This is a genomic window from Faunimonas sp. B44 (assembly GCF_052655945.1).
The window spans coordinates 573,052-594,149 of the sequence record NZ_JBQYEX010000001.1 but is presented as its reverse complement, the minus strand read 5'-3'; the positions used below and the strand labels follow the sequence as shown (position 1 = coordinate 594,149).

The following is a 21,098-nucleotide window of genomic DNA, read 5'->3' as shown; positions in this document are numbered from 1 at the left end:
CAGCCGGGCCAGCGAGCGCATCCATCACATGCCGTTCCAGCACGATTACGACCGGACCAGGATCAATGAGGCTGCCGGTCAGAGGTGGTTCTGCACTGAGGACGAGGTGCGTGCAGCTGGCTGGCGACGGACGGCCAGATGAGAAGATTAGTGGCCCATGCGATCGCAATAAGCCCCCGGAGGCGGAGGCGGAGGCGGAGGCTTGAGCAGATCGCCCCACGAGGACCCGCGCCCGGGATTCTCCGCTGCGAGCCGGGCCGCCTCCTTTTTTCCCAGCGGGCGTGGCTTCGGCTCTGGAGCCGCCTCTATCCACCCAAACCTGCTCTTCAGCGCGAAGATGGTCGCGATCAGCGCCTGGCGGTCCTTCCCCTGCGCAATCCGAAGCAAATTATGGGCGAGCTGTGCCTCGAGCTTGGCGGCACCTGCGTCGAGCGCGTGCCGGTAGTGCTTCCGGACGGTCTTCGGGTCGATGCCGAGCACCTGCGCGATCCGGTCTTGCTGCATCGACCAGCCGGCCAACATTTCGACGATGCGGCCGTCCTTCTCGGATGGTCGGTAGGCAGGGCGTCCGCCGGGGGCAATCTCCTGGCTCAAGCGTATTTTTTTATACGAGGGAAGAATTCTGCGTGGCGGTGGCGGCGGCACTGGACCGTCCGATCAGCAAGTCTCCAGCTTATTATTGCCCCTCCAGGTCGCCTTACAACATGCAGAGTCCGCCTAAGGTGCTCGTTGACTACTTGAGCTAATCTAGAGTGCCGGCTCCGGAATGGCAACAGCACGAACGTGCGCACATCTACGATGCTCTACGACGGCAGAAGAAAAGTGTGAGATCGCGTCGATCGATTGCCTCGTTGCTGGGGAGGTTCAGGGTGCTCGGGCGCCAGCGCCACGTCCTGCCGACCGTTCCGAGGCCAGCGTTCCACGAAGCTCAACGAGGGCGTCGGCGCCTCAGTTCGCGCACCAGAGGTTCTGATCTATGATGTGCCGCGCGCGGCTCTTCATGCTGCGGCTCCCATGGCGGTGCTTCGATGAGCACGATCTCCCGGCACGATGCGTGGCAGGCGGGCGACAGCTACGAGCTGTACATGGGCCGGTGGAGCCGCCCCATCGCGGCACGGTTCCTGGACTGGCTCGCAATGTCGAGCGGACTGGACTGGCTCGACCTCGGCTGCGGAACGGGGGCCCTGACCGAAGCCATCCTGCGACAATGCGATCCGGCGAGCGTCATCGCCATCGACCCCTCGGAAGGCTTTCTTGCCAGGGCGCAGGCGAACGTCCCTGATCCTCGGGCGCAATTCCACGTCGGCGACGCAGCAAGCCTCGGGGCGATCCCGGCGGACAGCCGGGACGTCGCGGTATCGGCGCTGGCGATCAACTTCATCCCGGCTCCGGTGGGCGCGCTCGCGGAGATGAAGCGGATCGTCCGTCCGGGTGGAACTGTCGGCTTCTATGTCTGGGATTATCCGGGTGGCGGGATCGAGTTGATGCGCGCGTTCTGGGCCGCGGCGGTCGCACTCGATCCGGCGGCCAGCGAACTCGGCGAGGACCGGCGGTTCCCGTTCTGCACGCAGGAGGGACTCCTCGATATGGCACGGGAGGCCGGCTGGGTTTCCGCCGAGTGCACCAGCATCGAAATTCCATCCGTCTTCAGGGACTTCGAGGACTATTGGCAGCCCTTCACCCTCGGCGCCGGCCCGGCTCCGGGCTATTGCGCCAGCCTTGCTCCCGATGCCCGCCAGCGCCTGAGAGACCGGCTGTCCGCTACGCTGGAGCGGTCGGAGGACGGGTCCATCACGCTCATGACGCGGGCATGGGCGATCAAGGCCAGGGTGCGTTGAGGTTACAGGCTGCCGTTTCCGATTCCGCTCCGGTGCCTGCCAGGTGGCCGGCACACGTTCGTGTGGCGTGTGGCGTGTGGCGCGAGGTGGCGCGTTTTTCCATATGACGTTCCACGCGCGCGCACGCGCGGGGCGATCAACCCGGAAAACGCGCCACACGCCACACCGGCTTCGCTGAGGCGAATCCCGCGGAAGGCCCGTATGCCCCGCGGAGCCTTGTACGGCTCGAACCCGCGCCGCTGCATGGAATCGCAGAAGGCTTTCCGGCCGCCCGGCTTTTCACCGGCGCGGATCGCATAGCTCGACCACGCCTCGAAGAGCTTGCCGCTGGTCTCCCATTTGTGCGGGTTGCCCGGCTCCAGGTCGCATTCCTCCTCCAGCCATTGGCCGAACAGATCCTGCTCGGAGAAGTAGGCGTCGGTGGCCGCCCGCACCGTCTCCGGCCTGGCGAGGCCGCATGCCTGCCAATCGAGGCAGCCGTCGATCATCCAGCGGAGGATGGCCGGCCACTCCGCCTTCAGCTTCGCCTCGAGCTCACGATCGGGCTTCGCCGGCTTCAGGACGAAGGGGACGATGTTGAACCGGCGCCGGGCAGCATCGTCGACATCGTGGAGGACCGACTTGTGATTGCCGATGATCATCAGCTTGAAGCGGGGAAGGTAGGTGAAGAAGTCCTGCCGCATGAAGCGTGCGGTGATCGGATCGCCGCCGGTCATCTGCTTGATCCGGCTTTCTGCCCAGGCCCGGCCCTCCTCGGTTTCGGAGGCGGTGACCAGGCGGGCGCCACGGAGCATGGCGAGGTCCGTCGGATGACGGTCGGCCTGGGAGGCGGTGAAGGTGTCCATGGCGGCCACCGCCGCGTAGTCGCCCATGATGCCCGTGATGGTGTTCAGGAACACGCTCTTGCCGTTGCCGCCGGGGCCATAGACGAAGACGAGCGCGTGCTCCCGCGTGTCGCCGGTCAGCGCGTAGCCGCACCATTGCTGCAGGAACCGCACGATGCCGGAATCGCCACCGGTCGTCTCATCGAGGAAGGCGAGCCACCGTTCGCAGGATCGTCCCGGGTCGGGAGCAATTGCCGTCGTACGGGTGATCCGGTCGTCCGGATCGGCCGGTCTCACGCGACCGGTCGGCAGGTCCACGGTTCCGTTTGGCGTGCCGAGGAGGAACGCGTCGCGATCCCAGTCCTCCGAGGTCACCGCAAAGGTGCGGTCGGAGCGGCAGAAGCGCTCCACGCCGCCGGCGAACTCCGTGCGCTCCACCGCCCGCCTGATCTTTGCGTCCCCGGACTCCGCCATCGCACGGGCGAGCCGGCGGGCCAGTTCGAATGCGAGGCCGGTCTCCTCCCGCTTCCAGTGCGAGCCCGTCCAGGCGAACCAGGCGCCGTGGTGATGGTCGTAGACGAGCTTGCCGCCATGGAGCTCGGCAAAGCGGAGCGCGACATAGTCCTGGGTGAGCGGCTCGTTCGGGACCGAGATTCCGCGGACGCCGTGCTCTGCCAGGCGAAGGACGTTGTCACCGGGATCCGGCACGGCCGTCCTCCCGCCGCCTGAGCTCCCATGCGGCGATCGAGATCCACGGCGCGGACGACCTCCGCCTCGTCGAGCGGGGGCCGGCACCGCGCCGCATTCCAGATCAGCATCAGGTCGAGCGTCACGAGCGGGTCGACGAAGCGGCGCAACAGATGGCCGGCAAGGCTGGGACGGTGATCCATCCGGACGACCCGCTGAAGTACCGGTAGCCTCCGCAGCCGTCCGGCTGCAGCTCGCCTACAGGCGCATCGGAATGATCGTCGAGCGCGGTGACGACCGCCTCGTATCCATCCGGGGCAATGAGCCCCGCCTCGATCAGCGAGCGGCCCGTCTCGGCATGGTGCACGGCCAGCATCTCGCCGGAGAGGCGAGGCCTCGCCAGCTCGGCCAGCGCAAGGAGAAGGTCGACCGCCCCGGCGCCGAGCGGCGCAATCATGATATGTCCTTCTGCAGCCGCCAGCGCTTCAGGTACTTCGCCCCGATCCGCCGTTCCGCGTCCGTGCCGTCCTTCAGGTCGCAGCCATGCGGCATGGTAATGGTGATCGGCAGCAAGGCCGGCTGGCCAGGTCGGGGATCGCGGAAGCGGACCTGCAGCTTGGCCTGGGTGAGGGTCCAATCCGCGGTCAGCGGCGCGCTGGTGCCGAACCGCTCCTCTGCAATGTCCCAGACCGTCCGTGAGCACCCCGCATGGCCTCGATCGTGATCCGCTCGCCGGCGATGTCCAGGGGCATGAGCCGCAAGAGCATCACGTGAACTGACTCGATCCGGTCCTCCGGGTCCGTCGGGAAACCGTGTTTGCTGCCGAGAACGCTGAGGTCGAAGGTGCGGAATTGAAGCGATACCCGTGACAGCTCGTGATCCAGCAATTCGCGGGAGAACAGGCGCGCGACTTCAGCCCGGGTCGGGCGGTCACCGCCGACCACCTCGATCATCCCGCTCTCCGCCTCGTAGGTCATGGCCGCTTCCAACACCGGGCGTATGGAACGGGTCTGCAGCTCTTCCTCCGCGTTGAACTCCAGGAGATCGTCCGGCCGGCCCTCGCGGTAGATGGCGAGCTGGATGAGGGCGTGATCCTCGTCGGCGAAGGAGGGGCGATGCCGGTCGAAGATGTCGACATGAACCCGCTCGGTATCGAAGATCGCCTTCATCTCCTCCTTGAACCTCTCCATGGCCGGTCCGGTCCGGGGGATCGCTGCTCCGGCCGGCCCCGGAAATGCGGTCCAGTTCCGCCCGCCACGGCGATGATCCATCTGCCGCACACCATAGGCGTGGTCGAATTCCTCCGGGCGGTTGAGATAGAGCCAGAGGGACCGCCCGACCTCGCTCGACAGTGCGTCGAGATGGTGCCCGGCTGACGTCACGGAGTAGATGGACGTCACGCCGGCCTCCTTCGACATCGCGCAGACACGATCGACGGCGCCGAGGAGCCGACCACGCCGGCTGGGCGGAAGCTCGTTGATCACCGGCCTCAGCAACCGGACGAGTGTTGCGTTCGGAGCGGTCCAGTCGATGTCCGCCGGAATATCGATCTTGTACCGGGCCAGAAGCTCCTGGAACAGAGGAGCGGGCGCAAGCCTGAGAAAGCTGGAGATGGAGGTCATAAGGATATCCTTATCAGTCGATGCAGCACAGCGAATCCCCTGCGCACCCATTGTGCGAAGGATTCTGCTTCGAGTCGCGCCGCCGCATCCAAAGGTCCGGACTCTTCACCAAGATTCCCATGTGAGCGGCCTGCGCAGGATCGCTCACATTCTGTTTTGTTTGCGCAGTCCTGCGCCTCGGTACGCGCCGTACTGGAGAGAGTTCGCAATCGGGGTCATCACGATCGGAAACGACTGAGGGGAAACCCGGTGCGTCACTTCCGAGATGCCCTTGCCGGCGCCAATCCGCTGCCGGCCAGCCGCATGAATCCGGCCGAGCGCCGTGCCGAACTCGTGGAGATCCTCGCCGCCGGGCTGCTTCGTCTGAACGCCCGGCAGTCAAGAGAACTATCTGACGCAACTGGAGAAATTCCGGTTCACTTCACCGGGGACCGGAGCAGTCATGCAACCGCATTCGAGCGGAGACACGCATGACGAACCCGGATCCCATCCCCGCGCGCCTGGCCGCGCTGAAGACGACGCCCACGCCGGAGCTGAAGAAGCAATGGCGCGAGCTGTTCGAGACCGAGCCACCGGCCTTCAACCGGCGCTATCTGGAGAGCCGGCTCGCCTACCGGATCCAGGAGCTCGCCTACGGAGGCCTGAAGCCGGAGACTATGAGGCGGCTGGAGGCGCTCGGGGAGCAGCTCGACGGCGGCAGCATCGCGAAGCGCCGCACCCGCGCCGACGTGAAGCCGATCGCCGGCACCCGGTTGATCCGCGAATGGCAGGGGGTCGAGCACACCGTCACCGTGATGCAGGACGGCTTCGAGTGGCAGGGCCGGCCCTACGGGAGCCTCTCGGCCGTCGCCCGCGCGATCACCGGCACGCGCTGGAACGGGCTCGTCTTCTTCGGCCTGAAGAGCCAGGGGCGGCGGACATGAGGGGGCGCGACCCGACGAGCATTCCGGTCCGGAAGGTCCGCGCCTGCGTCTACACCCGGAAGTCCAGCGAGGAGGGGCTGGAACAGGAGTTCAACAGCCTCGATGCCCAGCGCGAGGCCTGCGAGGCCTATGTCGCCAGCCAACGAGCGGAGGGCTGGGTGCTCGTCCCCGACCGCTATGACGATGGCGGCTTCTCCGGCGGCACACTGGAGCGTCCCGCGCTGAAACGGCTCCTCGCGGATGTCGAGGACGGGCTGGTCGATGTCGTCGTGGTCTACAAGATCGACCGCCTCAGCCGCTCGCTCATGGATTTCGCTAGGCTCGTCGATGTCTTCGACCGGAACAACGTGACCTTCGTCTCCGTCACGCAGTCGTTCAACACGACCACTTCCATGGGGCGGCTGACGCTGAACATCCTGCTCAGCTTCGCGCAGTTCGAGCGCGAGGTCACGGCCGAGCGCATCCGAGACAAGGTCCGCGCCTCCCGCATGAAGGGCATGTGGATGGGCGGCTATGTCCCGCTCGGGTACGATGTGAAGGATCGCAAGCTCGTGGTGAACGAGGAAGAGGCCGCTACCGTGCGGGGCATCTTCGAGAGGTTCGTCGAGGTCGGATCAGCGACCGTGCTGGCCCGCGAACTGCGCCGCTAAGGACTCCGCAACAAGCAGGGCTCGTTGGTCGACAAAGGATATCTCTACAGGGTGCTAGTGAACCGCGTCTATCGCGGCGACGCGGTCCACAAGGGCAAGGCCTATCCCGGCGAGCATCAGGCCATAATCGACGAGCAGCTGTGGGATCAGGTCCATGCCATTTTGCGGCAGAACCCGCGAAAGCGCGCCAACAACACCCGCGCGCAAGCGCCTGCGCTGCTCAAGGGGCTGATCTTTACGGCCACGGGCGCCGCCATGACCCCGAGCAGCACGAAGAAGGGCGCGCGGCGATATCGGTACTACGTCTCCATGGACGTCATTAAGAATCGCGAACCCAGCGATGAGGGCATCCCGCGCCGTCTTCCTGCCGACCTCGTGGAAGCGGCCGTGGTGACCGAGTTGCGGCGGGTGATGCGCGCCCCGTCGATCACGGCACAGGTCATCGCCCACTTGGCGCGCGAGGGTCACGCCTTCGCCGAGGCCGACGTGATCTCCGCGCTGCAGACGTTCGAGGACGTCTGGGGCCAGCTGTTCCTTGCGGAGCAGACCCGGATCGTGCAGTTGCTGGTGCGCCGGGTCACCGTGACGTCGGAGGGGCTGGTTATCAATGTCCGGACCGACGGCGTCTCGGGCGTCATGCGGGACATGATGGCGCCACGAAAGAAGGTGGCGGCGGAATGATGAAACCCGACGAGTCCATCCAGATCTTCGTGCCGCTCAAGGTCCGCAAGCAGAACGGGCGGCCGAAGATTATGCCGCCCGCCACCTATCTGCCCAGTGAAGACCGGACGCAGGATCCGCATATTCTGCGCGCCATCGGCCGTGCGTGGGGCTGGCGGCGGCGCGTGGAGGCTGGTGAATTCAACACGGTGACCGATCTGGCGAAAGCGGTGGGGCTTGCCGAACGCCATGTCAGCCGACAGCTGCGGCTCGCCTATCTCGCGCCGGGAGTCCTCAAGCGCTTGGTTTACAAGCGCGAGGTGCCCGCCGTGACCCTGTTGAAACTGACCGACGTCGCGGCCTTGCCGTGGCACGAACAGCCGGAGCAGGTGTTCGACTGAGCCTCAGTGAAAGCTCGCCTGAAACGTCGTCGCGGTCAGCGAGACATGCGCGTCCAGTGGCGGGTGCAGTTCGAACGCCTTCGGCTCGCGCGAAAAATTCCAAAGCCGAAACAGGCGCCATTCCGACCGGCGCTCCTCGGCCACGGCCAGTTCGTTGCGGGTGATGTGGAAGGGCGTGCGCTCCCATCCGTTCGTGGTCTTGACCTCGATCAGCCGCGGGAGCCCGTCCGGGGCGAAACTCGCGATGTCATAGCCCGCGCCGTCGCCATCCTCCTCCGACACCCAGCGCACCTTGCGCGCCAGATCGTCCCGTCCTGCCGTCCGCAAGGCCGCGCGCTCATGCGCCAGCACGCGCTCCTCGCCCGCGCGTCCGAGGGCCCGGTTGCGCTCGTCCCGGCCCGCCACGTCGAACTTGCGGGCGATGTGCAGCATCTGGTCCAGCTCCTGCGGGGGCGGCTGGTTCGACAGCGTCGGCGGCGGTCCGATCCAGATCTGCGCCGCCTCGCGTAGGCCAGCGGCGGTTTGCAGCCCCGATTGGCGCCCGAGCCAGGCCGGGTTCAGCGCCAGCCACCGCGCCACAGCATCCACCAACGTCATCTGGAAGTTGAACGCGGGCTTGTAGCCGGGGATCCAGTCCTCGCCGAGCCCCTTCAGCACCGCGCTGATGTTCTGGTGCTTGAACTCGACGGACCCCTCGGACCGGTCGTTCAGCAGAGGCAGCAGCGCGCGGCGGTGCTCGGCCTTGCTGTAGCGGCGCGCGGAGATGTCATCGGCCAGCATCGCGAAGTAATCCGCGACGATCAGGTCGTTCTCTTCATCCGTCCAGGGCCCGTTCGACATTGCGCCAGGCTATGGGCGCGAAGTCTGTTTGTCATCAGAGACTTCTGGCAGGGTCCTCGCTCGCTTCGGACGCTTCCGCCGGACTTGGGGATCGGCCGCCACGGAGCCGTCCTTCTGGCCGCCCTGCGCCTTCGTGTCAGTCTCCGTCACCGGATTATCTCGCGAACGGGCGAACCCATGAACGCAGCAACCCATTGGAAATGCGAGGATGTTTCACGCCGTCCCGCCGCCATCGAGGGGCGCTCGAAGAGAGACACGGGCCATTCGGAGGCCCATTCTTCGGCAAGCGCCCAGTCTCCGAAGGGCGGATGGCCCTGCCAACGCCCTTTGAAACAAAAAGAAAAAAGGCCCCAATCGGGGCCCCTGGACGGATTCAGTATCTGAATGTGGCGGAGGGGGAGGGATTCGAACCCCCGGTACGGTTGCCCGTACAACGGTTTTCGAGACCGCCCCGATCGACCACTCCGGCACCCCTCCGCAATGAGAAAGCGCGTGGCACGAGGCAGGCGCTATCTAGACGCTTGAAATGCATCCGACAAGGGACTTCGCGCGCTCATACGGGGCCTTCGCGAACGCGTCCGAACGGGCGTGGCGCGCCCGCCCGAGAGCCTTCGCACGCCTGCCGAGCGCGGGGGCCGCTTGCCCGCACTGGAGGCTTCGCGCGCCTGCCCGACCGGTTTGCCGCGCCTGCCCAAGAGACTTCGCGCGCTGCCCGAGGGGGGCGGAGCCTCCGGCGACGCCGCCCTCGCAGCCTCCCTGCAAGGAGCCCCTGCCCCCTTCCCGCGAGAACGCGTGAGGGGCTGGCCGGTCGGAGACGTTCCGGGCTTGCCTCCGCCGAAGGCGAGCGTGCCGCGGGTCGGGTTTCCAGGGACGTCCCGTGGCCGCTTTCACCTCATCGCCAGGGCGGGCTTCGTCTCACGGGCTTCCGGCGCCCCTGCCCGCAACCGCGTGCCCGCCGCACCGCGGCGGCCTGCGGAGCCTGGCGGGCCGTGCGATCGCGCAGTTGCCTCCCGCCTCCCCGATGTTGACGGCCCGGGGCGGCCGGTCCATGCACGGCCAGGCTGTCGGGCGCCCGCCGGGGTGCACCGGAGAAGACTCACCGTGAACGACAAGGAAACCGAATGCCGACCGCACTCGTCATCAGCGCGCATGCCGCCGATTTCGTCTGGCGCTGCGGGGGCGCCATCGCGCTCCACGCCCAGAAGGGCTACGACGTCACCGTCGTCTGCCTCTCCTTCGGCGAGCGCGGCGAGAGCGCCAAGCTGTGGAAGGAGCCGGACGTCACGCTCGACAAGGTGAAGAAGGCGCGGCGCCGCGAGGCGGAGGCCGCCGGCAAGGCGCTCGGCGTCGGCGACATGGTCTTCTTCGACCTCGGCGACTACCCGCTCGATCTCGACCGCGACGCCAAGTTCCGGCTGGTGGACGTGATCCGCAAGGTGCAGCCGAAATTCATGCTCTCGCACTCGCTCGACGACCCGTACAACACCGACCATCCCTACGCGACGAAGGTCGCGCTCGAATGCCGGATGATCGCACAGGCCTGGGGCCACAATCCGGGCGAGAAAGTGCTCGGCGCGCCGCAGCTCTATCTGTTCGAGCCGCACCAGAGCGAGCAGTGCGGCTGGAAGCCGGACACCATCCTCGACATCACGGAGGTCTGGGACAAGAAGCGCGCCGCGATCGAGTGCATGGAAGGCCAGGAGCACCTCTGGGGCTACTACACGAACGTCGCGGAGAACCGCGCCAACCAGTTCCGGCGGAACTCGGGCGGCCAGGCCGGCGGCCGGCCGGCGCGCTACGCCGAGGCGTTCCAGTCGATCTTCCCGCGCACCGTGGACGAGCTCTGATGGCGAAGCCGCACCTGCAGCGTGGCCTGCCCTTCATGTGGATGCGGGGCGGGACCTCGAAGGGCGCGTATTTCCTCGCCGCCGATCTGCCGTCGGACCCGGCCGCGCGCGACCGGCTGCTGCTGCGCGTCATGGGCTCGCCCGACCCGCGCCAGATCGACGGCATGGGCGGCGCCGACCCGCTCACCTCCAAGGTGGCGGTGGTTCGGCGGTCGGAGCGCCCGGGGGTCGACGTCGACTACCTCTTCCTGCAGGTCTTCGTCGACCGCCCGATCGTCACCGACGCGCAGAACTGCGGCAACATCCTGGCCGGCGTCGGCCCGTTCGCGATCGAGCGCGGGCTGGTGAAGGCGGCCGGCGAGACGACCGACGTCGCGATCCACATGGAGAACACCGGCCAGGTGGCGGTCGCCACGGTGGAGACGCCGGCGGGCGAGCCCCGCTACGACGGCGCGGCGCGGATCGACGGCGTGCCGGGCGGCGCCGCGCCGGTCCCGATCGCCTTCAGGGACACGGCCGGATCCTCCTGCGGCGCGCTGCTGCCGACGGGGAACGCCGTCGACGTCATCGAGGGGGTGGAGGCGACGCTCATCGACAACGGCATGCCCTGCGTGGTGATGCGCGCCTCCGATCTCGGCATCGCGGGCGACGAGGCGCCGGAGGCGCTGGAGGCGAACGCTGCGCTGAGGGCGAGGATCGAGGCGATCCGGCTCGCCGCCGGGCCGATGATGAATCTCGGCGACGTCGGGGAGAAGTCGGTCCCGAAGATGACGATGGTCTCGGCGCCGAAGGCCGGCGGCGCGATCGCCACGCGGACCTTCATCCCGCACCGCTGCCATTCCACGATCGGCGTGCTCGGCGCCGTCAGCGTCGCGACCGCCTGCCTCCTGCCGGGAAGCCCCGGCGCGAGCCGCGCCGTCGTCCCGCCCGGCCGGCGGAAGGCGCTCTCCGTCGAGCATCCGACGGGCGAGATGACGGTCGTGGTCGATCTCGACGAGGCCGGGAGCGTGGAGCGCGCCGCGATCCTCCGGACCGCCCGCAAGCTCTTCGACGGCACCGTCTACGTCTGAACGGCGCGGCCGGGCCGCCCCCCTCTACGTCTGAACGGCGCGGCCGGGCCGCCCCCCGGCCCGCCGCTACCCGTTCGCCGCCTCGCGCAGGCGCCGCAGCAGGATCTCGGGCTTGGCCGGCATGTCGACCGGGGCCGCGCCCGCCGAGGCGAGCGCGTCGTTCACGGCGTTCATGATGGCGGGCAGCGCCCCCGTCGTGCCGGCCTCGCCCGCGCCCTTGGCGCCGAGCGGGGTGGCCGGGCTCAGAGTCGGGGAGAAGCCGAGCCGGAACGCCGGCACGTCCCAGGCCCGCGGCATGGCGTAATCGTTGAACGAGCCCGTCACGAGCTGGCCGTCCGCATCGTAGAGGCAGGCCTCGAGGTGGGTCTCGCCGAGCCCCTGCGTGACGCCGCCCATGATCTGGCCTTCCACCGCAGCCTCGTTCAGCACCGTGCCGACGTCCTCGATCGCCGTGTACGCCACCACCGACAGGCTGCCCGTCTCGCGGTCGATCTCGACCTCGGCGACGTGGCAGCCGCTCGGGAAGGTCGGGTGGTCCGCCGCAATGCTCTCCGTGCCGTCGAGCGTAACGGCACCCTCGCCGCGCGCCCGCAGGCGCGCCGCCAGGTCGAGGAGGCCGAGCCGGAGGTCGGTGCCGCGCACCGTGAAGGCGCCGTCGGCATAGTCGAGGTCGCCTTCGGCGACCTCCATCTCCTCGGCGGCCGCGCGGCGCGCCCGCTCGATCACCGTGCGGCAGAGCGCGACGATCGCGCCCCCCGTCATCATGGCCGAGCGCGAGGCGACGCTCGGCGGCCCGCCCGGCGTCTCGTCGGTGTCACCCTCGATCACCACGATCCTCTCCTGCGGGATCTGCAGGATGCGGGCGGCGGCCGCGCTGAGGCTGCGGTCGTGGCCCTGGCCGTTCGACTGCGAGGCGGTGCGGAGCTCGACCAGGCCGTCGGCGGAGATCCGGATCTCCGCCGTCTCGTCCAGGATGCCGCCGGCGATCTCGAGAAAGAGCGCGAGCCCCCTGCCCCGCAGCTTGCCTTGCGCCTCCGAAGCCGCGCGGCGCGCGGCGAAGCCGGCCCAGTCGGCCTCGGCGAGCCCCTTGTCGAGCAGCGCGCCGAAGTCGCCGCTGTCGTAGAGGTGGCCGAGCGGCGTCCGGTACGGGACCTGCTCCGGCGCGATGAGGTTGCGCCGCCGGAGCTCGACCGGATCAACCTGCAGTTCGCGCGCCGCCTCCTCGATGAGCCGCTCGGCGAGATAGGAGGATTCGGGCCGCCCGGCGCCCCGATAGGGGCCGGTCGACATGGTGTTGGCGAAGACGCCGCGCGACCGCACCGCGATGAGCGGCGTCCTGTAAGGCCCGGCGAGGCCGGAGGCGATGTGCCGCGTCGCCACGATGGTGCCGGCACGCGAGAGATAGGCGCCGAGCACGCCCACGACCTCCGCGCGCAAGGCCAGGAAGCGGCCGTCGGCATCGACCGCCAGCCAGCCTTCGACCACGCTGTCGCGCCCGTGATTGTCGGAAAGGAAGCTGTCGCCGCGGCTCGCCGTCCACTTGACGGGAGCACCCGTTTCGCGCGCGGCAAAGAGAAGGAGGGCATGCTCGGGATAGGGCGAGGTCTTCAGCCCGAAGCCGCCGCCGACGTCGGGCGTGATCACCCGCAGCCCGTTCGGCGGCAGGTCGGGCAGCATCTCGGCGACGCCGTCGCGGAGCGCCGGCGCGCCCTGCGATCCGCTGTGGAGCGTATAGCGGCCCGACTGCGGGTCGTACTGGCCGATCGCGCTTCGCGGCTCGAGCGGATTGCCGGCGACGCGCGGAATGACGAGCCGCACATGGGCGACGCGGAGCGCGCGCTCCATGGCGGCGGCCACGGCCTCCGCATCGCCGGCATGCCATTCGAAGCTGACGTTTCCGGGCGCCTCCGGCCAGATCTGCGGGGCGTCCGCCGCCATCGCCGCGAGCGGGTCGATCACGGCCGGGAGCGTGTCGAAATCGAGCGCGATCTGCTCGGCCGCCTCCTCGGCGATCGCACGGCTGCGCGCCACCACCATAGCGATCGCCTCTCCGACGTGCCGGACGCGGCCGGCGGCGAGCAGCGGGCGGGGCGGATTGTGGAAGAAGCCGGTCGCGCCCGGCGGCGGGACGTTCGACCGGGACCCGCGAAAGCCGGCGCGCTGGACGTCCCCGGCGGTGTAGACCGCCACGACCCCCTCGACCGCCCGGGCGGCCTCGACGTCGACCGATTTCAGCTCGCCGTGGGCGAAGGGCGCGCGCAGGAAGGCGGCATGGAGCTGCCCCGGCAGGTTGATGTCGTCGGTGTACCGGCCCCTGCCCCGCACGAAGCGCTCGTCGGCCCGCTCGGCGCGGGCATGGCGCATGGCCGGGCCGGAGGCAGCAGGGTGAGCAGCATCACTCGCGGTGAGGTCGCGTTCGTCGTGTCGTTCCATCGGGATTCTCGGAGCAGTGAACGCGGCGCCGGACGGCCGCCTTGGCAGCCCGGCCCGTTTAGCGGAGGGGGGCGGCAAGTGCCAGCCGCCGCCGGGTCCTCGGAGGGGACCCCTACGGTTCGGCCGGTTGCATGCCGGCGGCGCCCGCCGGCTTCCCGCGCTCGGGGCGCATCACCTTCCAGATGCCGTTGCCGGTTGCCACGATCCGGTCGCCGACGCTGAGGGTGCCCCGGATGAAGAGCAGCGAGCTCGTCCGCCGCACGACCTCGGCCCGCGATTCGACGAACTCGCCGATGTCCACCGCCGATACGAAATGGATGTCGAGCTGGATGGTGGCCTGCGGCATGTTTCCGGTGATCGCCCGGCCGGCGAGCGCCATCGAGCGGTCGGCGAAGGTCATCAGCATGCCGCCCTGCACGACGCCGCGCTTGTTGTGATGCTTCGGCTCGGCGATGAAGCCGAAGCGCGGGCCGTCCGCGCCGGTCCACTGCCACAGGGGGCCGACATGGCCGAGGAAGCCCTCCTCGGGGATGGTCTCCCAGCCGGCTGCGCGCAGATCCTCGGCGGTAACGGAACCGTGCTGCATCTCGATCGTCTCTCCAGAGGTCAGCCGGGGCGTTGCATAGCCCGCGTTCGACGCCGGGGCCAGCGCCGATCGGGAGGACGATGCGAGTCGCCATCTTTGCATCCGCGGACGATGCCGCGGCCCGGACCGCCGAGCTCATCGCGGCCGAGATCGCGTCGCTGGCGGCGCCCGCCGCGATCGCGTTCCCGACCGGGCGCACGCCCGTCGCGGTCTACGACCGGCTGGCTGCCAGGGCCGCGGAGGGCGGGCTCTCGTTCGGCCGCGTCCTGCCCTTCATGCTGGACGAATATGCCGGGCTGCCGCCCGACCACCCGGCGTCCTTCAACGCCTTCCTGCGGCGCCATCTCTTCGACCGGATCGGAATCGCGGCGCGCCGGGAGGGACTGATCCGCGGCGACGCGGCCGACCCGGAGGCGGAGGCGCTCCGCTACGAGGCCGAGATCGCGCGGGCCGGCGGCTTCGCGCTCTGCTTCCTCGGCATCGGCGACAACGGCCACATCGCCTTCAACGAGCCGGGCTCGAGCCTCGGCTCGCGCAGCCGCCTGAGACGCCTGACCCGCACGACGATGGCCGCGAACGCCGGAGAGCAGGACGGTGCGGGCACGGTGCCGGACCATGCCGTCACGGTCGGCATCGGCACCATCCTGGAGAGCCGGAAGATCGTGCTCCTGGCGACGGGAGCGGCGAAGGCGGATGCGGTCGCGCGCATGATCGAGGGGCCCGTCACCGCGATGTGCCCGGCAAGCGCGCTCCAGCTGCACCCGCGGGTCCGCGTCGTCCTCGACCAGGCCGCGGCCGCGCGGCTGCGGCGCAGCGAGGACTACGCCGATCCGGCCTGAGGCGGTGCGGAGCGGCGGGCGGCCCGGGCGGCGCTCAGGTCGGGCAGTAGATGTCCTGCAGCGTCTCGAGCAGCTTCGCCACGCGCGGGTCGCCGACGCGGTAGTAGAGCGTCTGCGCGCTTCGGCGCGACCTCACCAGCCCGTCCGCGCGGAGCTTCGCCAGATGCTGGGACAGTGCAGACTGGCTGAGCCGCACCGCCTCGGCGAGCGCGGTCACCGACATCTCGCCTTGGCCGGCGAGCCTGCAGAGGATCAGAAGGCGCTTCTCGTTGGCCAGCAGGCGGAGCATCGCGACCGCCTCTTCGGCCTTCGCCTCGAGCGGGTCCAGCGCATCTTGAAGGGTCATGGAACGTCCTCGGATTTATGTATTGCTAATTTAGCATGTGCTAATATATAGGTCCACACCGAATGGCCGACCGTTCGGCCGCAGCTGGGGAGCTGAAACCATGAGCAGGACAGATGCGCTCGCCATCCGGGCCTTCTTCGACGAGCCGACGAACACGATAAGCTATCTGGTGTGGGACCGGGCGACCGCTAAGGGCGCCATCGTCGATCCCGTCCTCGATTTCGATCACCGCTCCGGCAAGGCCTCCACCGCCTCGGCGGACGCGATCCTCGCCGGCGCCGCGGAGGAAGCCGTGACGGTCGAGTGGATCCTCGAGACGCACGCCCATGCCGACCACCTGTCCGCCGCCCCTTATCTGAAGCTCAAGACGGGGGCGAGGGTCGGGATCGGCGAACACATCCGCGACGTCCAGCGCATTTTCCGGCCGGTCTTCAACCTCACCGACGTCTCCGGCGACGGCTCCGAGTTCGACCGCCTCTTCGCCGACGGCGAGCGGTTCCGGATCGGCGCCCTGGAGGCCGAGGTGATCTTCGTGCCAGGGCATACGCCGGCCGACGTCGCCTACCGGATCGCGGACGCGGTGTTCGTGGGCGACACGCTGTTCATGCCGGACTACGGGACGGCGCGCGCCGATTTCCCGGGCGGCGACGCCGACCAGCTCTACGATTCCATGCAGCGCCTGCTCGCATTGCCCGACGAGACGCGGCTCTTCATGTGCCACGACTACAAGGCCCCGGGCCGAGACGCCTATGCCTGGGAGACCACCGTCGCCGAGGAGAAGAAGAACGTGCACCTCGCCGGCCGCACCAAGGAGGAGTTCGTGGCGTGGCGGCGCCAGCGCGACGCCGGGCTCGCCGCGCCGCTCCTGCTCCTGCCGTCCATCCAGACCAACATCCGCGCCGGCAAGTTCCCGGAGGCGGAGGCGAACGGCGTCCATTACCTGAAGCTGCCGGTCAGGCTCGTCGAGCAGCCGCTCAACGCCTGATCGGCGAAGCCGGCGCGGCCATCGCCGCGCCGGACTTCTTCCGCCCGACGAATAACGATCCGGAACGACAATGACCGAATTCACGCCCGTCGCCTCCACCCTAGGGGGCATGCTGATCGGCCTTTCGGCCGTCCTGCTCATGCTCTTCATGGGCCGGATCGCCGGCATCAGCGGCATCGTCAGCCGCCTGCTTCCTCCGCTCGCGGAGGACCGGGGATGGCGCATCGCCTTCATCCTCGGCATTTTCTCCGCCCCGCTCCTGGCGCAGTTCGCGACCGGCGCGCCCGTCGAGCAGACGGTTTCGACCAACTACGTCTTGATGGGAATCGCCGGCCTCCTCGTCGGCTTCGGGTCGGTGCTCGGCAACGGCTGCACCAGCGGCCACGGCGTGTGCGGCATGTCGCGCCTCTCGATCCGCTCCGTCGCCGCCACCCTGACCTTCATGGCAATTGCGATCGCGACCGTGTTCGTGACGCGCCACCTGATGGGAGCCTGATCCATGCGCAACGCCATCGGCTACGCAACCGGCCTGCTGTTCGGCCTCGGGCTGGTCGTCTCGGGCATGGCGAACCCGGCAAAGGTGCTGAACTTCCTCGACCTGTTCGGCACCTGGGACCCGAGCCTCGCCTTCGTGATGGGCGGCGCCGTGCTCGTCGCCTTCGTAGGGTACCGGCTCACCTGGACGCGGCAGGTGCCGCTCCTCGGCAGCCGATTCGAGCTGCCGACACGGCAGGATCTCGACCCGCGGCTGCTCGCCGGCGCCGCCATGTTCGGCCTCGGCTGGGGCCTCGGGGGTTTCTGTCCCGGTCCGGCGCTCACCGCGCTGCCGCTCGCCGCGACCGGCACCCTCGTCTTCGTCCCGGCCATGCTGGCCGGCATGTGGCTCGCCCGCCAGGTCCCGACAAAGGCCATAACGAGCGGCTCGCTCTCCGCCGAGCGCGCCTGAGGAGGATTCCATGGAGCACAAGTTCATCACAGACGAGATCGCGGTCCGGCCGCAGCTCGAGCCGTCGGACATGGCCGAAATCGCCGCCGCCGGTTTCCGTTCGGTCGTCGTGAACCGCCCGGACGGCGAGGGCGCCGACCAGCCGACCTTCGAGGAAATCCGCCGCGCGGCCGAGGCGAACGGTCTGGAAGCCCGCTACCTGCCCGTCGTGCCGGGCAAGGTGTCGGATGAGAACGTCGCCGAGTTCGAGAAGGCCATGGCCGAGCTCCCGAAGCCGGTGATCGCCTATTGCCGCACGGGCACGCGCTCCGCCACCCTGTGGTCGCTGTCGCAGGCCGGCAAGCGCCCGGTGCCGGACATCCTCGCCCGCGCCAGGGCCGCCGGCTACGACATGAGCGGCGCCGTCCGGCGCATCGCCAATCTCGGCCGCGTGCCGACCGACATGGCGGAGAGCAGCCACCAGATCGTGATCGTCGGCGGCGGCGCCGCCGGCATCGCAGTGGCCGCGAGCCTCCTCCATCGCGACGACAGCCTCGACATCGCGCTCATCGACCCGTCGACCGTGCACTATTACCAGCCCGGCTGGACGCTGGTCGGCGGCGGCGTGTTCCGCCCGGAGGAGACCCGGCGCGACATGGCGGACGTGCTGCCGGCCGGCGTCACCTGGATCAACGAGGCGGTCGTCGCCTTCGAACCGGACGCCAACGCGCTGATCGTGGAAGGCTGCCGGGTCGTGCGATACGAGCACCTCATCGTCGCCCCCGGCCTGAAGGTCGACTGGGACGCGATCGAGGGGCTTCCGGAGACGCTCGGCCGGAACGGCGTGACCTCGAACTACCGCTACGACCTCGCGCCCTACACCTGGAAGCTCGTGCAGGAGCTGAAGGCCGGCCGCGCGCTGTTCACCCAGCCGCCCATGCCGATCAAGTGCGCCGGGGCGCCGCAGAAGGTCATGTACCTCTCCGCCGACCATTGGCGGCGCGCCGGCGTCCTGAAGAACATCGACATCGAGTTCCTGAATGCCGGCGCGGCGCTCTTCGGGGTGAAGGAATACGTCCCCGCCCTCATGGAGTACGTGAAGACCTACGGGATCGATCTCCGCTTCGGGCACGACCTCGTCCGCATCGACGGCCCGTCGAGGACGGCGTGGTTCCGGACGACCACGCCTGAGGGCGAGGAGACGGTCGAGAAGCGGTTCGACATGATCCATGTCTGTCCGCCGCAGAAGGCGCCCGACTTCATTCGCGTGAGCCCGCTTGCCGACGCCGCCGGATGGGTCGACGTCGACCCGACGAGCCTCCGCCACAAGCGCTACGCCAACGTCTACGCGCTCGGCGACGTCGGCGGCATGCCGAACGCCAAGACCGCCGCGGCGGCGCGCAAGCAGGCGCCGGTGGTCGCCGAGAACGTCCTCTTCGACATCGGCAAGGTCGCGCATGCCGCCGCCTATGACGGCTACGGCTCGTGCCCGCTGACGGTGGAGCGCGGCAAGATCGTGCTCGCCGAGTTCGGCTATGGCGGCAAGCTGCTGCCGACCTTCCCGAAATGGGTGATCGACGGGACCAAGCCGAGCCGGCTCGCGTGGTACCTCAAGGAGCGCATCCTGCCGCCGATCTACTGGCAGGCCATGCTGAAGGGGCGGGAGTACCTCGCCAGGCCCGAGCGGCTCGGCATGTGAGCCCCGATGCCCGGCCGGTCCGGGCAATCCATCGCACTGGAGCATCGCAATGAATGGCTCGCCCGAGGCGGCCCCGCCGCGCACGGTCGGGACGTCCAGACCGAAAGGCAAGGGTCTGCAGCGCTACCTGCCGATCATCGGCTGGGCGCGCGGCTACGACCGGCACGTCCTCACCAACGACCTGGTCGCGGCGGTGATCGTCACGATCATGCTGATCCCGCAGTCGCTCGCCTATGCGCTGCTCGCCGGGCTGCCGCCCGAGATCGGCCTCTATGCGAGCATCCTGCCGCTCGTGGCCTACGCGCTCTTCGGGACGAGCCGGACGCTCGCCGTCGGCCCGGTCGCCGTGGTCTCGCTGATGACGGCGGCAGCCGTCGGCAAGGTAGCGGCACAGGGCAGCCCGGAATACCTCGCGGCGGCGATCGTGCTCGCCATCCTGTCCGGCCTCATCCTGACCGGGATGGGCCTGCTCCGGCTCGGCTTCCTCGCCAACTTCCTGAGCCACCCGGTGATCGCCGGCTTCATCACCGCCTCCGGCATCATCATCGCCGCAAGCCAGCTGAAGCACATCCTCGGCGTCAGCGCCTCCGGCGAGACCCTGCCCGAGATCGTCCTGTCGCTCGCCTCCTCGATCGGGGCGATCAACCTGCCGACGGTCATCGTGGGCCTTTCGGCCCTCGGCTTCCTGTTCTGGGTGCGTAAGGGCATGAAGCCGCTCCTCGTCCGCCTCGGCCTTTCGCCGCGCCTGGCGGACGTCGCCACCAAGGCCGGCCCGGTCGTCGCGGTGGCGGCCACCACGCTCGCCGCGTGGAGCCTCGGACTCGCCGAGACGGGCGTCCGGCTCGTCGGGAACGTCCCGAGCGGCCTGCCGAGCCCGACCATGCCCTCGCTCGATCCGGACCTCTGGATCTCGCTCGCCGGGTCGGCGGCGCTCATCAGCGTGATCGGCTTCGTGGAATCGGTGTCGGTCGCGCAGACGCTCGCCGCCAAGCGCCGGCAGCGCATCGACCCGGACCAGGAGCTGATCGCGCTTGGCGCGTCGAACATCGCCTCGGGCGTCTCGGGCGGCTACCCGGTCACGGGCGGATTCGCACGCTCCGTCGTCAATTACGACGCCGGCGCGGAGACCCCGGCGGCCGGCGCCTACACCGCGGTCGGCATCGCGCTCGCCACCCTGTTCCTGACGCCGGCGCTCCATTTCCTGCCCCAGGCGACGCTCGCCGCGACGATCATCGTCGCCGTTCTGTCGCTCGTCGATTTCTCCGTGCTCCGCCGCACCTGGTCCTATGCCAAGGCGGATTTTGCGGCGGTGGCGGCGACGATCCTCGTGACGCTGCTCGTCGGCGTGGAGGCGGGCGTGACGGCCGGCGTCGCGCTGTCGATCCTGCTCTTCCTCTACCGCAGCAGCCGCCCTCACATGGCGGTCGTCGGCCTAGTCCCCGGCACCGAGCATTTCCGCAACGTGCTCCGGCACGAGGTGGCGACCAGCGACGCGATCCTGAGCGTACGCGTCGACGAGAGCCTCTACTTCGCCAATGCCCGCTATCTGGAGGACAAGCTCTACGACCTCGTTGCCGACCGGCCCGAGCTGAAGCACGTCGTCCTGATGTGCACCGCGGTGAACGAGATCGACGCCAGCGCCCTGGAGAGCCTGGAGGCGATCAACCAGCGCCTGAAGGATCTCGGCGTCACCTTCCACCTTTCGGAGGTGAAGGGCCCCGTGATGGACCGGCTGCAGCGGAGCCACTTCCTGCACGATCTGACGGGCGAGGTCTTTCTCAGCCAGTTCCACGCCATCGCCGCGCTCGACCCGCAGACGGCGCGGCTGGCGCGCGGCGGCGAAGCGCCCCGCCTGGCGAGCCGGACCCCGCCCGGCTGCCCACCCCAAAACCGCGTTTCAGCAGCCGGCTGACCGGCCGCACC

21 protein-coding genes and 1 tRNA gene are annotated in these 21,098 nt (G+C 69.0%); 13 read left to right on the top strand and 9 right to left on the bottom strand.

The genetic code is table 11. The features are described 5' to 3' along the window. Nucleotides 1–147 precede the first annotated feature (147 nt). Nucleotides 148–594 (bottom strand): hypothetical protein, encoded by a 447-nt coding sequence (locus ACUN0C_RS02865; RefSeq protein ID WP_445464800.1) that lies wholly within the window; start codon nt 592–594, stop codon nt 148–150. 434 nt (nt 595–1,028) lie between these two features. Between ACUN0C_RS02865 and ACUN0C_RS02860 the strand changes: the two genes are divergently transcribed. Next, on the top strand, nt 1,029–1,838 hold the full coding sequence (locus ACUN0C_RS02860) for a class I SAM-dependent methyltransferase (protein WP_445464799.1): 810 nt from the start codon (nt 1,029–1,031) through the stop codon (nt 1,836–1,838). Nucleotides 1,839–1,840: 2 nt separating this feature from the next. On the opposite strand, the gene ACUN0C_RS02855 is transcribed toward ACUN0C_RS02860, so the two are convergent. From ACUN0C_RS02855 to ACUN0C_RS02845, 3 genes are all read right to left on the bottom strand, one after another. Continuing rightward, a complete protein-coding gene (locus ACUN0C_RS02855) occupies nt 1,841–3,370 on the bottom strand; it encodes a phage/plasmid primase, P4 family (protein WP_445464798.1) in 1,530 nt (509 codons plus the stop codon). Nucleotides 3,371–3,491: 121 nt separating this feature from the next. Further along, complete coding sequence (locus ACUN0C_RS02850) at nt 3,492–3,806, bottom strand: hypothetical protein (RefSeq protein WP_445464797.1); 315 nt, start codon at nt 3,804–3,806, stop codon at nt 3,492–3,494. 187 nt (nt 3,807–3,993) lie between these two features. Further along, complete coding sequence (locus tag ACUN0C_RS02845; protein WP_445464796.1) at nt 3,994–5,022, bottom strand: hypothetical protein; 1,029 nt, start codon at nt 5,020–5,022, stop codon at nt 3,994–3,996. A 419-nt stretch (nt 5,023–5,441) separates the two neighbouring features. Here ACUN0C_RS02845 and ACUN0C_RS02840 point away from each other — a divergent pair, with 419 nt between their 5' ends. Genes ACUN0C_RS02840 through ACUN0C_RS02825 form a run of 4 tightly spaced genes read left to right on the top strand, consistent with a single transcriptional unit; the run spans nt 5,442 to nt 7,605 of the window. Continuing rightward, entirely contained in the window at nt 5,442–5,894 is a 453-nt protein-coding gene (locus tag ACUN0C_RS02840; RefSeq protein WP_445464795.1) for a DUF2924 domain-containing protein, read from the top strand. Then, the gene (locus ACUN0C_RS02835; RefSeq protein WP_445464794.1) at nt 5,891–6,544 is read left to right on the top strand and encodes a recombinase family protein; all 654 of its coding nucleotides are present in this window, start codon (nt 5,891–5,893) and stop codon (nt 6,542–6,544) included. Before ACUN0C_RS02840 ends, ACUN0C_RS02835 begins: the two co-directional genes overlap by 4 nt. 24 nt (nt 6,545–6,568) lie before the next feature. After that, complete coding sequence (locus tag ACUN0C_RS02830) at nt 6,569–7,225, top strand: recombinase family protein (RefSeq protein ID WP_445464793.1); 657 nt, start codon at nt 6,569–6,571, stop codon at nt 7,223–7,225. Further along, a complete protein-coding gene (locus ACUN0C_RS02825) occupies nt 7,222–7,605 on the top strand; it encodes a hypothetical protein (protein WP_445464792.1) in 384 nt (127 codons plus the stop codon). The genes ACUN0C_RS02830 and ACUN0C_RS02825 overlap by 4 nt, the downstream gene beginning before the upstream one ends. Before the next feature lie 3 nt (nt 7,606–7,608). Here the strand turns inward: ACUN0C_RS02825 and ACUN0C_RS02820 are convergent, their stop codons facing one another. Together ACUN0C_RS02820 and ACUN0C_RS02815 are read right to left on the bottom strand one after the other, a co-directional pair. After that, nucleotides 7,609–8,445 (bottom strand): DUF3883 domain-containing protein, encoded by an 837-nt coding sequence (locus ACUN0C_RS02820; RefSeq protein WP_445464791.1) that lies wholly within the window; start codon nt 8,443–8,445, stop codon nt 7,609–7,611. A gap of 387 nt (nt 8,446–8,832) precedes the next feature. Further along, nucleotides 8,833–8,922: transfer RNA gene (locus tag ACUN0C_RS02815), tRNA-Ser, on the bottom strand. A gap of 644 nt (nt 8,923–9,566) precedes the next feature. On the opposite strand from ACUN0C_RS02815, the gene ACUN0C_RS02810 reads away from it, so the two are divergent. Beyond that, nucleotides 9,567–10,292: a PIG-L deacetylase family protein gene (locus tag ACUN0C_RS02810; protein WP_445464790.1), complete on the top strand. Its 726-nt coding sequence runs from the start codon at nt 9,567–9,569 to the stop codon at nt 10,290–10,292. Continuing rightward, nucleotides 10,292–11,362: a 4-oxalomesaconate tautomerase gene (locus ACUN0C_RS02805; protein WP_445464789.1), complete on the top strand. Its 1,071-nt coding sequence runs from the start codon at nt 10,292–10,294 to the stop codon at nt 11,360–11,362. The genes ACUN0C_RS02810 and ACUN0C_RS02805 overlap by 1 nt, the downstream gene beginning before the upstream one ends. A 66-nt stretch (nt 11,363–11,428) precedes the next feature. Here the strand turns inward: ACUN0C_RS02805 and ACUN0C_RS02800 are convergent, their stop codons facing one another. Both ACUN0C_RS02800 and ACUN0C_RS02795 read right to left on the bottom strand, forming a co-directional pair. Beyond that, nucleotides 11,429–13,795 (bottom strand): xanthine dehydrogenase family protein molybdopterin-binding subunit, encoded by a 2,367-nt coding sequence (locus ACUN0C_RS02800; RefSeq protein ID WP_445464788.1) that lies wholly within the window; start codon nt 13,793–13,795, stop codon nt 11,429–11,431. A 112-nt stretch (nt 13,796–13,907) separates the two neighbouring features. Next, nucleotides 13,908–14,381, bottom strand: coding sequence for a PaaI family thioesterase (locus tag ACUN0C_RS02795; RefSeq protein ID WP_445464787.1), 474 nt, complete (start codon nt 14,379–14,381; stop codon nt 13,908–13,910). Between the two features lie 80 nt (nt 14,382–14,461). Between ACUN0C_RS02795 and ACUN0C_RS02790 the strand changes: the two genes are divergently transcribed. After that, a complete protein-coding gene (locus ACUN0C_RS02790; RefSeq protein WP_445464786.1) occupies nt 14,462–15,220 on the top strand; it encodes a glucosamine-6-phosphate deaminase in 759 nt (252 codons plus the stop codon). 34 nt (nt 15,221–15,254) lie between these two features. On the opposite strand, the gene ACUN0C_RS02785 is transcribed toward ACUN0C_RS02790, so the two are convergent. Continuing rightward, the gene (locus tag ACUN0C_RS02785) at nt 15,255–15,566 is read right to left on the bottom strand and encodes an ArsR/SmtB family transcription factor (RefSeq protein WP_445464785.1); all 312 of its coding nucleotides are present in this window, start codon (nt 15,564–15,566) and stop codon (nt 15,255–15,257) included. 100 nt (nt 15,567–15,666) lie between these two features. On the opposite strand from ACUN0C_RS02785, the gene ACUN0C_RS02780 reads away from it, so the two are divergent. The 5 genes from ACUN0C_RS02780 to ACUN0C_RS02760 all read left to right on the top strand — a co-directional run bounded on the left by ACUN0C_RS02780 (nt 15,667) and on the right by ACUN0C_RS02760 (nt 21,087). Continuing rightward, entirely contained in the window at nt 15,667–16,551 is an 885-nt protein-coding gene (locus ACUN0C_RS02780) for an MBL fold metallo-hydrolase (RefSeq protein WP_445464784.1), read from the top strand. A 70-nt stretch (nt 16,552–16,621) separates the two neighbouring features. Next, nucleotides 16,622–17,047: a YeeE/YedE family protein gene (locus ACUN0C_RS02775; RefSeq protein ID WP_445464783.1), complete on the top strand. Its 426-nt coding sequence runs from the start codon at nt 16,622–16,624 to the stop codon at nt 17,045–17,047. A gap of 3 nt (nt 17,048–17,050) precedes the next feature. Further along, nucleotides 17,051–17,497, top strand: coding sequence for a DUF6691 family protein (locus tag ACUN0C_RS02770; protein ID WP_445464782.1), 447 nt, complete (start codon nt 17,051–17,053; stop codon nt 17,495–17,497). A 10-nt stretch (nt 17,498–17,507) separates the two neighbouring features. Beyond that, on the top strand, nt 17,508–19,175 hold the full coding sequence (locus ACUN0C_RS02765; protein ID WP_445464781.1) for a TIGR01244 family sulfur transferase: 1,668 nt from the start codon (nt 17,508–17,510) through the stop codon (nt 19,173–19,175). A 49-nt stretch (nt 19,176–19,224) separates the two neighbouring features. After that, on the top strand, nt 19,225–21,087 hold the full coding sequence (locus ACUN0C_RS02760) for a SulP family inorganic anion transporter (protein ID WP_445464780.1): 1,863 nt from the start codon (nt 19,225–19,227) through the stop codon (nt 21,085–21,087). Nucleotides 21,088–21,098 lie beyond the last annotated feature (11 nt).

Bases quoted from the DNA above. Each gene is read 5' to 3' on its own strand.
- ACUN0C_RS02840 (WP_445464795.1), top strand. From the start codon at position 5,442: ATGACGAACCCGGATCCCATCCCCGCGCGCCTGGCCGCGCTGAAGACG.
- ACUN0C_RS02780 (WP_445464784.1), top strand. From the start codon at position 15,667: ATGAGCAGGACAGATGCGCTCGCCATCCGGGCCTTCTTCGACGAGCCG.
- ACUN0C_RS02775 (WP_445464783.1), top strand. From the start codon at position 16,622: ATGACCGAATTCACGCCCGTCGCCTCCACCCTAGGGGGCATGCTGATC.
- ACUN0C_RS02770 (WP_445464782.1), top strand. From the start codon at position 17,051: ATGCGCAACGCCATCGGCTACGCAACCGGCCTGCTGTTCGGCCTCGGG.
- ACUN0C_RS02805 (WP_445464789.1), top strand. From the start codon at position 10,292: ATGGCGAAGCCGCACCTGCAGCGTGGCCTGCCCTTCATGTGGATGCGG.
- ACUN0C_RS02820 (WP_445464791.1), bottom strand. From the start codon at position 8,445: ATGTCGAACGGGCCCTGGACGGATGAAGAGAACGACCTGATCGTCGCG.
- ACUN0C_RS02825 (WP_445464792.1), top strand. From the start codon at position 7,222: ATGATGAAACCCGACGAGTCCATCCAGATCTTCGTGCCGCTCAAGGTC.
- ACUN0C_RS02845 (WP_445464796.1), bottom strand. From the start codon at position 5,022: ATGGGTGCGCAGGGGATTCGCTGTGCTGCATCGACTGATAAGGATATC.
- ACUN0C_RS02765 (WP_445464781.1), top strand. From the start codon at position 17,508: ATGGAGCACAAGTTCATCACAGACGAGATCGCGGTCCGGCCGCAGCTC.
- ACUN0C_RS02860 (WP_445464799.1), top strand. From the start codon at position 1,029: ATGAGCACGATCTCCCGGCACGATGCGTGGCAGGCGGGCGACAGCTAC.
- ACUN0C_RS02785 (WP_445464785.1), bottom strand. From the start codon at position 15,566: ATGACCCTTCAAGATGCGCTGGACCCGCTCGAGGCGAAGGCCGAAGAG.
- ACUN0C_RS02810 (WP_445464790.1), top strand. From the start codon at position 9,567: ATGCCGACCGCACTCGTCATCAGCGCGCATGCCGCCGATTTCGTCTGG.
- ACUN0C_RS02760 (WP_445464780.1), top strand. From the start codon at position 19,225: ATGAATGGCTCGCCCGAGGCGGCCCCGCCGCGCACGGTCGGGACGTCC.
- ACUN0C_RS02850 (WP_445464797.1), bottom strand. From the start codon at position 3,806: ATGATTGCGCCGCTCGGCGCCGGGGCGGTCGACCTTCTCCTTGCGCTG.
- ACUN0C_RS02790 (WP_445464786.1), top strand. From the start codon at position 14,462: ATGCGAGTCGCCATCTTTGCATCCGCGGACGATGCCGCGGCCCGGACC.
- ACUN0C_RS02800 (WP_445464788.1), bottom strand. From the start codon at position 13,795: ATGGAACGACACGACGAACGCGACCTCACCGCGAGTGATGCTGCTCAC.
- ACUN0C_RS02835 (WP_445464794.1), top strand. From the start codon at position 5,891: ATGAGGGGGCGCGACCCGACGAGCATTCCGGTCCGGAAGGTCCGCGCC.
- ACUN0C_RS02795 (WP_445464787.1), bottom strand. From the start codon at position 14,381: ATGCAGCACGGTTCCGTTACCGCCGAGGATCTGCGCGCAGCCGGCTGG.